At 58.8% G+C, this 12,355-nt stretch carries 14 protein-coding genes; 10 read left to right on the top strand and 4 right to left on the bottom strand.

Going from position 1 to position 12,355, the window contains the following annotated elements; all coding sequences use genetic code 11:
• The first annotated feature begins 95 nt into the window (after nucleotides 1–95).
• From E5K00_RS22310 to E5K00_RS22300, 3 genes are all read left to right on the top strand, one after another.
• Complete coding sequence (locus tag E5K00_RS22310; RefSeq protein ID WP_135465516.1) at nucleotides 96–1,067, top strand: polyprenyl synthetase family protein; 972 nt, start codon at nucleotides 96–98, stop codon at nucleotides 1,065–1,067.
• Nucleotides 1,068–1,205: 138 nt separating this feature from the next.
• Complete coding sequence (locus E5K00_RS22305) at nucleotides 1,206–1,850, top strand: rhomboid family intramembrane serine protease (protein WP_245328398.1); 645 nt, start codon at nucleotides 1,206–1,208, stop codon at nucleotides 1,848–1,850.
• Between the two features lie 114 nt (nucleotides 1,851–1,964).
• On the top strand, nucleotides 1,965–2,234 hold the full coding sequence (locus tag E5K00_RS22300; protein ID WP_135465515.1) for a PLD nuclease N-terminal domain-containing protein: 270 nt from the start codon (nucleotides 1,965–1,967) through the stop codon (nucleotides 2,232–2,234).
• An 88-nt stretch (nucleotides 2,235–2,322) separates the two neighbouring features.
• Here E5K00_RS22300 and E5K00_RS22295 read toward each other — a convergent pair whose 3' ends face one another.
• Complete coding sequence (locus E5K00_RS22295; protein WP_135465514.1) at nucleotides 2,323–2,946, bottom strand: DUF2939 domain-containing protein; 624 nt, start codon at nucleotides 2,944–2,946, stop codon at nucleotides 2,323–2,325.
• 144 nt (nucleotides 2,947–3,090) lie between these two features.
• On the opposite strand from E5K00_RS22295, the gene E5K00_RS22290 reads away from it, so the two are divergent.
• Both E5K00_RS22290 and E5K00_RS22285 read left to right on the top strand, forming a co-directional pair.
• Nucleotides 3,091–3,942 carry a glycerophosphodiester phosphodiesterase family protein gene (locus tag E5K00_RS22290; protein WP_135465513.1) on the top strand — a complete coding sequence of 284 codons (852 nt, stop codon included), beginning with the start codon at nucleotides 3,091–3,093 and terminating at the stop codon, nucleotides 3,940–3,942.
• 326 nt (nucleotides 3,943–4,268) lie between these two features.
• Nucleotides 4,269–4,655: a helix-turn-helix domain-containing protein gene (locus tag E5K00_RS22285; RefSeq protein ID WP_135465512.1), complete on the top strand. Its 387-nt coding sequence runs from the start codon at nucleotides 4,269–4,271 to the stop codon at nucleotides 4,653–4,655.
• 104 nt (nucleotides 4,656–4,759) lie between these two features.
• On the opposite strand, the gene E5K00_RS22280 is transcribed toward E5K00_RS22285, so the two are convergent.
• From E5K00_RS22280 to recF, 3 genes are all read right to left on the bottom strand, one after another.
• On the bottom strand, nucleotides 4,760–5,323 hold the full coding sequence (locus E5K00_RS22280) for an acyl-CoA thioesterase (RefSeq protein ID WP_245328397.1): 564 nt from the start codon (nucleotides 5,321–5,323) through the stop codon (nucleotides 4,760–4,762).
• A gap of 204 nt (nucleotides 5,324–5,527) precedes the next feature.
• A complete protein-coding gene (locus tag E5K00_RS22275) occupies nucleotides 5,528–5,845 on the bottom strand; it encodes a DUF721 domain-containing protein (protein WP_245328396.1) in 318 nt (105 codons plus the stop codon).
• A gap of 92 nt (nucleotides 5,846–5,937) precedes the next feature.
• Complete coding sequence (gene recF, locus E5K00_RS22270; protein WP_135465511.1) at nucleotides 5,938–7,047, bottom strand: DNA replication/repair protein RecF; 1,110 nt, start codon at nucleotides 7,045–7,047, stop codon at nucleotides 5,938–5,940.
• 167 nt (nucleotides 7,048–7,214) lie between these two features.
• Between recF and pdhA the strand changes: the two genes are divergently transcribed.
• The 5 genes from pdhA (at nucleotide 7,215) to E5K00_RS22245 (ending at nucleotide 12,296) form a co-directional block, all read left to right on the top strand.
• Nucleotides 7,215–8,285: a pyruvate dehydrogenase (acetyl-transferring) E1 component subunit alpha gene (gene pdhA, locus E5K00_RS22265; RefSeq protein ID WP_245328395.1), complete on the top strand. Its 1,071-nt coding sequence runs from the start codon at nucleotides 7,215–7,217 to the stop codon at nucleotides 8,283–8,285.
• A 54-nt stretch (nucleotides 8,286–8,339) separates the two neighbouring features.
• The gene (locus E5K00_RS22260; RefSeq protein WP_245328394.1) at nucleotides 8,340–9,116 is read left to right on the top strand and encodes a tetratricopeptide repeat protein; all 777 of its coding nucleotides are present in this window, start codon (nucleotides 8,340–8,342) and stop codon (nucleotides 9,114–9,116) included.
• 97 nt (nucleotides 9,117–9,213) lie between these two features.
• Nucleotides 9,214–9,690: a 6,7-dimethyl-8-ribityllumazine synthase gene (gene ribH / locus E5K00_RS22255; RefSeq protein WP_135465509.1), complete on the top strand. Its 477-nt coding sequence runs from the start codon at nucleotides 9,214–9,216 to the stop codon at nucleotides 9,688–9,690.
• Nucleotides 9,691–9,934: 244 nt separating this feature from the next.
• The gene (locus E5K00_RS22250) at nucleotides 9,935–10,318 is read left to right on the top strand and encodes a TraR/DksA family transcriptional regulator (protein WP_135465508.1); all 384 of its coding nucleotides are present in this window, start codon (nucleotides 9,935–9,937) and stop codon (nucleotides 10,316–10,318) included.
• A 163-nt stretch (nucleotides 10,319–10,481) separates the two neighbouring features.
• A complete protein-coding gene (locus E5K00_RS22245) occupies nucleotides 10,482–12,296 on the top strand; it encodes a pseudouridine synthase (protein ID WP_135465507.1) in 1,815 nt (604 codons plus the stop codon).
• Nucleotides 12,297–12,355: the final 59 nt, after the last annotated feature.

Genomic DNA, 12,355 nt, shown 5'->3' with positions numbered 1-12,355 from the left:
GCTGTCAGGTTCCTCAGAACAAAACTCCCCATCTCGCCATTTCACTAAATCACCGCCACCGTGCGTACCTTTCCGCCGCACCTTTTTGATGCTCTGTGAACCTGTCTTACTTCTCCGATAAAATCACCGCTGCCCTGGCGCAGCAGCGCTACGGCGAGGCCCCCGAGGCCCTCTACGAGCCCATCCGCTACATCATGGCTCTGGGCGGTAAGCGCATCCGACCCCTGCTCACGCTGCTGGGTGCCCACCTCTTCACTGACGACCTCGACCCCATCCTCAAGCCGGCCCTGGGCACCGAGGTCTTCCACAATTTCACCCTGCTCCACGACGACATCATGGATCAGGCCCCGTTGCGCCGCGGCCAGCCCACGGTGCACGAAAAGTGGAACGCCAACGTGGCCATCCTCAGCGGCGACGTGATGCTGGTGCGGGCCTACGAGCTGTTTCTGGACGTGCGCCCCGAACTGCTGGCCACCGTGCTGCGCAAGTTCAGCCAGACGGCCGCCGAGGTCTGCGAGGGCCAGCAGTGGGACATGAACTTCGAGACGGAAGGGCAGGTCAGCATCGGGCAGTACCTGGATATGATTCGGCTGAAGACGGCCGTGCTGCTGGGCTTCTGCCTGGAGCTGGGTGCCCTGCTCGGTGGCGCTTCCCCGGAAGCGGCCGACCACCTGCGCCAGTTCGGCACCGACATCGGCCTGGCCTTCCAGCTCCGCGACGACCTGCTCGACGTCTACGGCGACGCGGCCACCTTCGGCAAGCGCGTCGGCGGCGACATCGTCTCGGACAAGAAAACCTTTCTGCTGCTCACCGCCCAGGCCCAGGCCGGCCCCGAGCAGCGCGCTACGCTGGCCCGGCACATCGGCCAGCCCGTGCCCGATGCCGACGCCAAGGTGCAGGCCGTGCGGGCCATCTACGACCAGCTCGGCATCCGGCCCCAGACCGAAGACCTCATCAACCAATACTTCCAGGATGCCTTGCAGCACCTCGAGCGGGTGTCAGTAGCCGCCGAGCGCAAAGAGCCGCTCCGCCGCCTGGCGCTGCAGCTAATGGAGCGTGAAAACTAAGCCCGGCAAATCACGCGTTTTTAAGCCCTTCACGAAGACTTGGCCCGGTAGGCTGAGTCTTCGTTCGTTCCGGGCGTACTTAGGCCGTCAGAAGCCATTAAAACATCATTTCTCAACTCCGCCTCAACTCTTCCCCGCATGCTGAACCTCAATGCCCCCTTTGTTCTCCTTATCCTCACGGCCGGCATCTCCATCTACGCCTGGTCCAACCAGGAGCTGATGGAAAGCTGGATTCTCAACCCCCTGCGGATGCGCCGCAACGGCGAATGGTACCGCCTGCTCACTTCCGGCTTCCTGCACGCCGACTGGATGCACCTTATCTTCAACATGATTGCCTTTTACTCCTTCGGGCAGGTCGTGCAGGATACGCTGGTGATGAACAGTGGCACCACCGTCGGCCTGCTGCAGTTTCTGGCCATCTACCTCGGTGGCATCATCGTTTCGGATCTGCCCACCTACTTCCGCCACCGCTCCGACCCCGACTACCGCAGCCTGGGCGCTTCCGGGGGCGTGGCGGCCGTGCTGTTTGCCAGCATCCTGTTCAATCCCGTGGGCGGCGAAGGGCAGGGCATTATCATCTTCCCGATTCCGTTTCCTATCAAGCCCTTCATCTTCGGCTTCCTCTACCTGGGCTATTCCTACTACATGGGCCGGCGGCGCGGCGACAATATCAACCACGACGCTCACTTCTACGGCGCCCTCTATGGTATCATTCTGACGCTCATGTTCTTACCGGAGGCTGCCCCGCATTTCTGGAGCGAAATTCAGCGGTTTGTATTTTAATAAATTGATTATCAACAAGTTAATTACAGTATATAGCTGCGCTTATATCCATTCTGGGAGTCGTGCGTAAAGAGCGGCATATTCTCCTTCCACACTTCTCTACACCTGACCCTCATGAACAAGATTGCTGCTCTCGCCAACCGGCTGCCGGTTACTGCCCTGCTTCTTTCCTTCCTGGCGTTCCTTTCCAGCTGCTCGGGTCGTCGCTCCGACGGCTCCCTGACCATCTTCGGCGTCGCCTACCTGATTGTTGCCGTGTTGGCCGTGCTCAGCCTGATCAAGCAGGACTGGTCCATCGGTAAGAAAATTATCTGGGGCCTTATCATCTGGTTTTTCCCGTTCGGGGGCTCCATCATCTACTTCCTGTTTTCAGGGCGTAAGTAGCCTCCCCCGATACTGCTAAACAGAAAGCCCCGCCACATACATTATGGCGGGGCTTTCTGTTGGCTTTCATCCGGCAGCGTGCGGGCGCTTAGTCGCGCTTCAGCAGCCGGTCTTTTTCCAGCCGGGCTACGTGCTTCAGCAGCTCGCCCGTATTGGTGATTTCCTTTACCTGCCAGTAGTCGCCCTTGTCCTGCATCTTCACCTCAATCACCATCGTGGTGTCGTACTTGGGCTGGGTGATTTCGATGCCCACCAGCGCCTGGCCATTCTGCTCGTTCACGTATTTGATGTCCTTGAACTTGCTGTCGGTGCTCACCACTTTGCTGGCCAGCCCGGCCAACGATACTTTCACGACCCGCTCCGGCTGCGCGGCGGCGGCGGCTTCCAGCGAGCCGGTCTCCACGTAGTTCTGCACCTCTTTGTGGGCCGCCTTCGCCAGCTGGGGCTTGAGCAGACGCAGGGCGCCTTTAAAAGCAAACGAGCCCGGATTGAGCATGCCCAGCACCGAGCTCTGGGCCGTCACCTGGTCGACGAGGCTGCCCGTCACGCTGTTCACGTCCACGTAGCGCTCAAAGGCCGTCATGTCGTGGTCCTGGGTGGCTTTGGCCGCCTGCATCAGCGAATATTCTGGTCCGGTGGTAAGGCTGCGGTAGTACAGGTAGCCGCCGATTCCCAACGCGGCCAACAGCAGTAGGAGAACAATCTTTTTCATAGAAGCAAAGACGAGAAGTAGGTTTGATGCGCAAAACTATCGGTTTTGCTGCCCATTCCGCTTACCGGGCTCACCCGGCAGTATTCTGCCAATTAAGTGCCCGCTACGGCAGTGTCTTTTATCCGGGTCCTGCGTAAGTAGTGCATGCCTGATCCTTTCTTTCCTCGCCCCCAGATTCACGGCCACCGGGGCTGCCGGGGCTTATTTCCCGAGAATACGTTGCCCGCTTTTCAGCATGCCGTAGCGCTGGGCATTGACGTGCTGGAACTGGATGTCGTCGTTTCGGCCGACGGCCAGGTGGTCGTGTCGCACGAGCCCTGGTTTTCCGCTACCATCTGCCGGCTTCCCACCGGGGAAAAGATCCCGGCAGAGCAGGAGCACTACTACAACATTTACCAGCTGCCCTACGCCCAGATCCGGCAGTTCGATTGTGGTTTGACCCGGCATCCGGGCTTCCCGCGGCAGCAGAATGTACCGGCCTGCAAGCCCTTGCTGCGGGAGGTAATCCAGAGCGTGGAGGCTCAGGCGGCCCGCCTCGGACGACCACCGTTGTGCTACAGCATCGAAGTGAAAACCGAGCCTGGCGGCGACGGTGTCTTTCACCCGGCTCCTGCTTCTTTCGTGCCGCTGGTGCTGGCGGTAGCGGAGGAGGAGGGAGTGGCTGCGCGGGTCACCTTGCTCTCCTTCGATCTGCGCGTGCTGCGGGTAGCCCGGCCGCTCCTGCCGGCGCTGTCCCTGTGCCTACTGATAGAAGGGGAGGCCCGGCCACTGGCAGAGTACGTCACTGAACTCGGATTCGTGCCCGAGGTGCTGGGTCCCGATTACCATCTGCTCACGCCGGCGCTGAGCCAGGCGGCGCATGATCTGGGCATGCAGCTAGTGCCCTGGACGGTCAACGACGCGGACCTCATGCGCCAGCTGATTGGGGCTGGTATTACAGGCATCACCACCGACTACCCAGACCTGATGCTGGCGGTAGTGAATGACCGGTTGTAAAAAATCCAGCTGGTACTGGCTTTCGCGCCATGTACCCGGTCTTGTTACAAAGTAAAATACGCCTGTTTGTGGCCATTAGAGGCCGTAGAGGCAGAATACATGCCTGAACAAGCCTTGGTGATACACACGTGGTTTGATAGGTGTTACAAATCAGTTGTTACAATAAATGATGATGTAATATTGTAAAGTGTATCTGTAAACACATTACATCGTACAAATATGTTACTGTTACACTCGTTGTTGTTGTGCATTTATGTACACTGCATTTGTTTCACCGCAACACTTTTGACATCTTTACACTCTAGTCCTCTTACATCCCACCTTCTATGCCACACCAGGGCGAAATCCTTCAGGAATCCATCAAAAACAGCGGTATTTCTATTACGCGCATCGTGGAGGAGCTGGGTATTACACGTCCTACTATCTACCGTAAGTTTAAAGAGGAGACGCTTGATTACGGTTTTGTAAAGCGTATCGGGGAAATAATCGGACACGACTTCTCCAATGATTTTACTTCGTTACAACAAACCGCGTTGTCCTTTACACCTACCGCTGTAACAAACAATCCGATTAACAATGTTACAACCCGTGTAAATGTGTTACAGCAGGGAGAGTCTGATCCAATTAAGCAGCTTATGGCGTTACAAACTAAGTATATAGCCTTGCTTGAAGCCCACAATGAGCTACTGATGAAAGTGTACGGCCCTAAATGACAAAAATGTTCCACGTGAAACATTTTTGTCAGTAGGGTAGTAGCGTTTGCTTGCATTTCTCAGCCCCTGTGTAAGAGGCGAAGCAGGCTCTGATAGGTGGAAAATCAGTAGACAATCTGACACCGTTCCTGCTGCAATAGATACAGCTCTTGGTGCACGGCCAACGCGGATACCGCATTGTCGAACTCGGCCTTGTGCCGCTCCCGAAACTCCCGTCTTTTGATGGCTTCCAAAAAGCGGCGGCTGTCTTCGGGCGTCTCCAGGGTAAGGCCGGGAACGACGGTGGGCTTCCCGGCATCGTCCTTCGCGACCATCGTGAAGTAGCAGGTGTTGGTATGTTTTACCAGCCCGGTGCGCACGTCCTCCGCAATGACTTTGATGCCTACTAAGAGCGAGGTGCGCCCCACGTAGTTCACGGAGGCCAGCAGCGAAACCAGCTCGCCCACCTCGACCGGCTGCAGGAAGTTGACGCCATCTACACTGACCGTGACGCAGTAATTGCCGGCGTGTTTAGAGGCCGCCGCGTACGCTACTTTGTCCATGAGCGAAAGCAGAATGCCGCCGTGGATCTTGCCACCGAAATTGGCGTAGGCAGGAATCATCAGCTCGGTCAGCGTGACCCGTGAGTAAGACACCGGGCGGAACTCGGGTTTGAAAGGTTCAGTCATAAAAGAGGGTAGGAGGGAAGAGAAACTTTTGTTGGGTAAGTAAGCGCAGGAAACGGTGCCTCTGCAAACTGCTGGTGAGTGGGCATAAAACAGCAAAGGCCCCGCAACAACATGCGGAGCCTTTGGAAACAGCAGGCTTGAGCAAGCCGACAAAAAAACCAGGTAGAAGAGCAGGATAGGAAAGAGGCGAATGGAGGCAGGCTTCTACAAGAACACTACCTCCTTAATCACCTTCTCGCCAACCTCACTATTGATCAGGTCCAGGACTCGGGTCTTGGCCATTACCAGCTCGTGCTTGAGGGGCGCGGAGCTGAGACGTACGAAGAGCTTGCCCTGGCTGATGTAGACTTCCTGGGTTTTTAGCGCCACCGCTTTGCCCATGATTCGCTCCCAGCTGGAAACGACCATCGTCTCGTTGAGCTTGCCCTGCAGACGATAGGCCTTGAGCAGCGCCGTAATGCCTTCCTGCAAAGTCAGAACATCAGCTTTACGGGAATTTTCGGGCGAGTTATATTTTTTCAAAACCAGGAGATATAATACGCGCGAACAGATGAGCTTGCTGAAGCAGCAGAACGCTGCTATCAAGCCGGTCACAAAGGTAGGTAGAAGCCGGGCTAAAGCGCCGTGACGCGTCCACTTTCTACCCGAAACCGGCTGATCTGTTCGGAGAGGTTGGCCAGGGCCTGGTCGGTACGCTCCAGGTGGGTGTCGGTGAGGAACACCTGCCCGAAGGTTTGGTCGGCCACCAACTGCAGGAGTCGGGTGATGCGCTTCTCATCCAGCCGGTCGAATATGTCGTCGAGCAGCAGGATGGGCTTGTGCTGTTTGCGGGTCGCCGAGATTTCAAACTGCGCCAGCTTCAGCGCAATTGCGTACGATTTTTGCTGCCCCTGAGAGCCGTAGTTCTTTACGGAGACGCCATCCATCAGGAATACAAAGTCATCCTTGTGGGGGCCCACGGTAGTGCGTTGCAACGCCAAGTCCTTTCGTTCGAAGGTGCGCAGCAGGTGCAGAAAGTCGGCGTCGGGCAGCTGGCTCTTATAGTCCAGGGTTACTTCCTCCCGGCTGTCGGCCAGTTGCTGGTAGTGGCGCTGGAAGATAGGAGTGAAGTCGGCCAGGAACTGCTGGCGCAGCTCCACCAACTGCGTGCCCACCGGAGCCAGCTGCTCATCTAATACGAGGAGGTAGTCCCGGTCGTAGCCCTGGCGGTCGGCGGCTTGCTTGAGCAGGGCGTTGCGCTGGCGCAGGATGTGGTTGTACTGGATGAGCAGCTCCAGGTACTCGTGGTTGAGCTGGGATATCAGGCTGTCGAAGTAGCGGCGGCGCTCCTCGCTGCCCTGCCGGATCAGGTCGGTATCGTAGGGCGAAATGAGCACGACCGGGAAGCGGCCGATGTGGTCGGAGATACGCTCGTAGGCTTGCTTGTTACGAGTCACGGCTTTCTTCTGCCCGGCCCGCAGGCTGCACTGAATAGTTTCGCGCACGTCGTCGGGCGGGGTGCAAAACCGGCCTTTCACCACGAAGAATTCCTCTCCTTGTTTTATGCTCTGCGCATCCGAGCTGGTGAAGGCGCTCTTGGTCAGCGCCAGGTAATGAATGGCGTCGAGCAGGTTGGTCTTCCCGCTGCCGTTATCTCCTATAAAACAGTTGATATGGGGCGAGAGCTGGAGCGTCGCCTCATCGTAGTTTTTGAAGAACAGCAGATGTAGAGTTTCAAGAATCATTCGGGTTCGGAATTGCAATCCTTTTACGTACTTTCGCATCCCAAACGCGAACAACCGAGAGTACGATGGCGGAGACGAAAGTAAAGGCTACCCCAAGCGCTTCCAATTCGGCGAAAAAATCGTCGAGCAAGAAGGCTACCCCTAAAGCGAACAGTGCCACCGAAACGGTGAAGCAGCCTGATCCGGTATTGCCCCCGGCCAACGACCAGCAGCCGGAAGCAAACGCTCCCCGTGCCACGTCGCCCGCCGAGCCCCAATTCTCTAAGGAGACTTACCTGACCTGGTACGAGCAGATGCAGCTCATGCGCAAGTTTGAGGAGAAGGCTGGTCAGCTCTACGGTCAACAGAAGATTAAAGGTTTCTGCCACCTCTACATCGGGCAGGAAGCCTGCGTAGCCGGCGCCGTATCGGCCCTGGAAAAAGGTGACAAGTGGATTACCGCGTACCGCGACCATGCTCACCCGCTGGCCCTGGGCACGTCGCCCAACGCCATCATGGCTGAGCTGTATGCCAAGGCTACCGGCTGCTCGAAAGGCAAGGGTGGCTCGATGCACATGTTCGACAAGGAAGTAAACTTCGTTGGTGGCCACGGCATCGTGGGCGGGCAGGTGCCGATGGGTGCCGGCCTGGCTTTCGCCGAAAAGTATAACAAGACCGGCAAGCTCTGCATCTGCTACATGGGTGATGGCGCCGTGCGCCAGGGTGCCCTGCACGAGGCCTTCAACATGGCCATGCTGTGGAAGCTGCCCGTCATCTTCGTAGTGGAAAACAACGGCTACGCTATGGGTACGTCGGTGCAGCGCACCTCGAACGTGACGGAGCTCTACCACATCGGCCGCGGCTACGACATGCCGTCGGAGCCGGTGAACGGCATGAACGTCGAAGACATTCACGATGCCGTAGCTCGCGCCGCCGAGCGGGCCCGCGCCGGTGAAGGCCCCACCTTCCTGGAGTTCAAAACCTACCGCTACAAAGGGCACTCGATGAGCGACCCGGCAAAATATCGCACCAAGGAGGAACTGGAAGACTACCGTTCGCGTGATGCTATCGAGTCGGTGCGGCACACCATCCTGACCCACAACATGGCGACGGAAGAGCAGCTGACGGCCATCGACGAGAAGATCAAGGCGCAGGTGCTGGAGTCGGTGGAGTTTGCTGAGAACTCGCCGTTCCCCACTGCCGACGAGCTGTACAAAGACGTCTACGTGCAGCAGGACTATCCTTATATCCGCGACTAACGTCTTTGCGGAGTTTTACCCGGCTGCCCGGCCGCCCTTTTTGAAAGCCCAGTAATGTCTAAGATTCCCTACACGCGCAATAGCCCGCAGAACCGTCCGCAGCCGACCCAGGTCCCGGCGGACCCGAACCAGCCGATTGAAGGCGACCTGGTAACTGAGCATCCTTTGCTGGAAGACCCAGATGCTTTGGCAGCCCGCCTCGCTGACACGGAGGATTTCCTGCGTCGTAAGAAAGGTATCCTGCTGGGCTTGCTGACGGTGCTGGTAGTAGCCGTAGTGGGTGCCTTCGGGTATTACACCTGGCGCTCGTCGCAGGATGAGAAAGCCCAGGCGGCCATGTTCCAGGCAGTAGACTACTGGGAGGCTGACTCCCTGAAGAAAGCCATGAAAGGCGACGGTCAGTATGACGGCCTGGAAGCCATTGCCTCGGAATACAGCGGCACGAAGGCCGGCAACCTGGCCAACTTCTACGCCGGCGTGGGCGCCCTGAAGCAGGGGCAGTACCAGGCGGCCATCGACTACCTGGAAGACTTCAGCTCGGATGATCTGCTGGTGCAGGCCCGGGCGTACGCGCTGCTGGGTGATGCTAACCTGGAGCTGAACAAGTACAAGGAAGCAGCCGACCTCTACAACAAGGCCGCCAACTACAACGCCAACGAGTACTTCTCGCCCGGCTACCTGCTGAAAGAAGCCACGGCCCGCGAACTGGCCAAGGACTACGAAGGCGCCATTAAGGCGTACGACAAAATCCTGAACGACTACCAGAACGCCCAGGAAGTAAACGAAGCCAAGCAGTTCAAGGCCCGCGCCGAAGGACTGGCGGGCAAGTAAGCTTCCCGGCGGCCAACGAGTTAACAGCTGCGCTTTTCCGCAAGGAGGGCGCAGCTTTGTTTTATAGCAACCCCGACCACCCTAACGAAGACAGCTAATGGCGACTTCCCTGAAAAACCTGAGCGACTATACCGCTTCTACCTTTGTCGATATTTCCGAGAAGCGCTTTGGCCTCGTCGTCGCCGAGTGGAACCGCGACATCACCGACGTGCTGGCCCAGGGCGCTTTCGACACCCTGATTAAGCACGGAGCCAAGGAAGAGAACATCTACCGCAACACCGTACCCGGCAGCTTCGAGCTGACGCTGGGCGCCCAGTTCCTGGCCCAGCACGAGGAAATCGACGCCGTTATCTGCCTGGGGGTCGTTATCCGGGGCGACACCAAGCACGACGACTACATCAACCACGCCGTGGCCCAGGGCCTGACTACCGTCGGGCTGAAGTTCAACAAACCCGTTATTTTCGGGCTGGTGACCACCAACACTCTGGAGCAGGCCCAGGACCGGGCCGGGGGCAAGCACGGCAACAAAGGCGTGGAAGCTGCCGCCGCCGCTATTCACATGCTGGGCTTTTGAGGCTGGCTAGTGTTGAGCTGGGAGCAAAGAAAAACCGTAGCTGGCTGATTATCGGACAAAAGCGTAGCTTTGCGGCCAAATAGCGCGGGAATACGCCGAAACCGGAACCCAACCTCTGTGGGAGGCCAAACAGCAAACTTATTTGAAAGAGCTGCTGTTAAAAAGCCAAATATGCCGGGATTTTGCTAAGACCTTGCTTGGTAAAAACGTAATATTCAATTAACTAACCTCTCCCTGTACCCCCATGAGTGAAGAAAACCTACGCTATTCCAGGGAAGAACTGGCTGAGTTTGCGGAAATCATCCAAGATAAACTCAACGCAGCCCGCAAGGAAGTAGCATTCATCAAAGAAACCCTGAGCCGCAAAAACGACTCGGGCACCGACAACACCGCTTCCTCGGCCAAAGTGCTGGAAGATGGCGCCGACACGGCCGAGAAGGAAAGCATGAACCAGTTGGCCTCGCGTCAGATGAAGTTCATCCAGCAGCTCGAAAATGCCTTGGTCCGCATCAAGAACGGTACCTACGGCGTCTGCATTGGCACGGGCAAGCTGATTCCCAAAGAGCGGCTGCGCGCTGTGCCCCACACTCAGCACTCCATCGAAGCCAAAATGGCGCGTCGCGACTAGCAGCGCTGCACATCTACCCTTCTTTGCCCGGACCAGCGGCAGGCGGCCTTCATCATCCGCGCCGCTGGTCCGGGCACTGTTTTCGGGGCTACTTCGTTAGCCTCTTTCCTCCTGATTTATTTTCACCTCGTACCGTAGCGATACGGCACTTATACTTGCAACCATGGGCAAGAAACATAACGACGACAACTCCGCCCGGCGGGGTCGCCCCGGCGACCGTCCCTCCGGCAACTTTGGCAACAGCGGTGGCCCGCGCAAATTCACTTCCCGCCCCGGCGAAGGTGGGTTCGGCGGCAACCGCTCCGGCAACGACGCCGGGGGCCGCGACTTTTCCGCGCGCCCATCTTATGGCCGCAGCGAAGGCCGCCCCAACTCGGGTGGGGGCTCACGCTTCGGCGGCAGCGAAGGCGGCCCCCGTAAGTTTGGCAACTCGCCCGGCGGCTCTGGCGGCTACGGCCGCAACGAAGGTTCCGGCAGCCGCGGGGGCTTCGGTGGCCCGCGCCGCGACGCCGGCGACGACCGCCGCTTGTTCGGCCGCGACAATGACCGGGGCGGTTCCCGCCGTTTTGAGGGCCGCAACGAAGAGCGGCGCGATGAGCGCCCGGTGCAGCCCTACAACCCGAAAGCCAACTGGCCCGGCCAGCCGTATCGGCAGGAAGGCAAGCCGGCGGTGCCCCGTGGCGGTGCCGGGGAGCGGAACCGGAAGTTCAATAAGGTAAATCCCTTTGCCCAGCCCAAGCCCAGCATGCCTGAGCCGCCGGTTGATTTCCGCCGCGAGGAGCGCGACGGCGACACGGGCCCGAACCGGGCTATCCGGCCAGCCCGCCCCTTCGATTTCCGCGGGGTGCCCGAAGGCTTCAACCGGGAAGAAAAGCCCCGCACCGAGCGGCGCGAGGGCGGCTTCGACCGGGACGAGCGGCGCAGTGCGCCGGAGCGCCGCGACAGCAGCTTTGGCAACCGCAGCTTCGGCGAGCGGCCCAGCTTTGGCAGCAAGCCCTACGGCGACAAGAACCGCCGCGACGATAAGCCCCGCACGTTTGGCGACAAGCCCGCGTACGGCGACAAGCGCGAGGCCCGCCCCTACGGGGAGCGGAGCGAGCGGCCGGAACGCTCGGAGCGCCCCGTGCGGCCCGCTTTCGACAACCGGGCCGACAAGCCTAAGCGCGGCGAAGTAGCCGGCGAAGCACCCGAGTACAAAAACCTGCGGCACTACGAGGAAGACAAGACGCGCGGCAACAAGCGCCGCCGCGACGAAGACGACTCGCACGCCGACACCACGCGCCTGAACCGCTACATCGCCAACGCGGGCATTTGCTCGCGCCGGGAAGCCGATGCGCTGATTGCGGCCGGTGAAATCAAGGTGAATGGTGAAGTGGTAACGGAAATGGGCTACCAGGTGCAGCCTACCGACACGGTGCAGTACGGCAAGACCAATCTGAAGCGCGAAAAGCACGTGTACGTGCTGCTCAACAAGCCCAAGGATTTCCTGACGACGACCGACGACCCCGAAGGCCGCCGCACGGTAATGGAGCTGGTGGCTTCGGCGTCGCGGGAGCGGATCTTCCCGGTGGGTCGCCTCGACCGGAACACCACGGGCTTGCTGCTGTTCACCAACGATGGGGAAGTGGCGCAGAAACTGTCGCACCCCTCGCACAAGAACAAGAAAATCTACCAGGTCGAGCTGAACAAGCCGCTGACGGAAGAAGACCTGGGCAAAATTGCCGCTGGTCTGGAGCTGGAAGATGGCAAGGCCGACGTAGACGACGTGGCCGTGGTGGCCGGCAACCCGCACTTCGTGGGCATTGAGCTGCACCTGGGCCGCAACCGTATCGTGCGCCGCATCTTCGAGCACCTGGGCTACGAAGTTGTGACCCTAGACCGGGTGCAGTACGCCGGCCTCACCAAGAAGGACCTGCCCCGCGGCAAATGGCGCTTCCTGACCGAAAAGGAAGTCATTCGTCTCAAGTATTTCCTGTAACCAAGCAACCTGCAGGCTGGCTGTTGACTCATACAGCCAGCCTGTTTGGTTTACGGCCG

Origin of the sequence: Hymenobacter aquaticus (assembly GCF_004765605.1) — a bacterium.
In the GTDB taxonomy this organism is placed as follows: domain Bacteria; phylum Bacteroidota; class Bacteroidia; order Cytophagales; family Hymenobacteraceae; genus Hymenobacter; species Hymenobacter aquaticus.
This window is presented reverse-complemented; position numbering and strand designations above follow the sequence as displayed.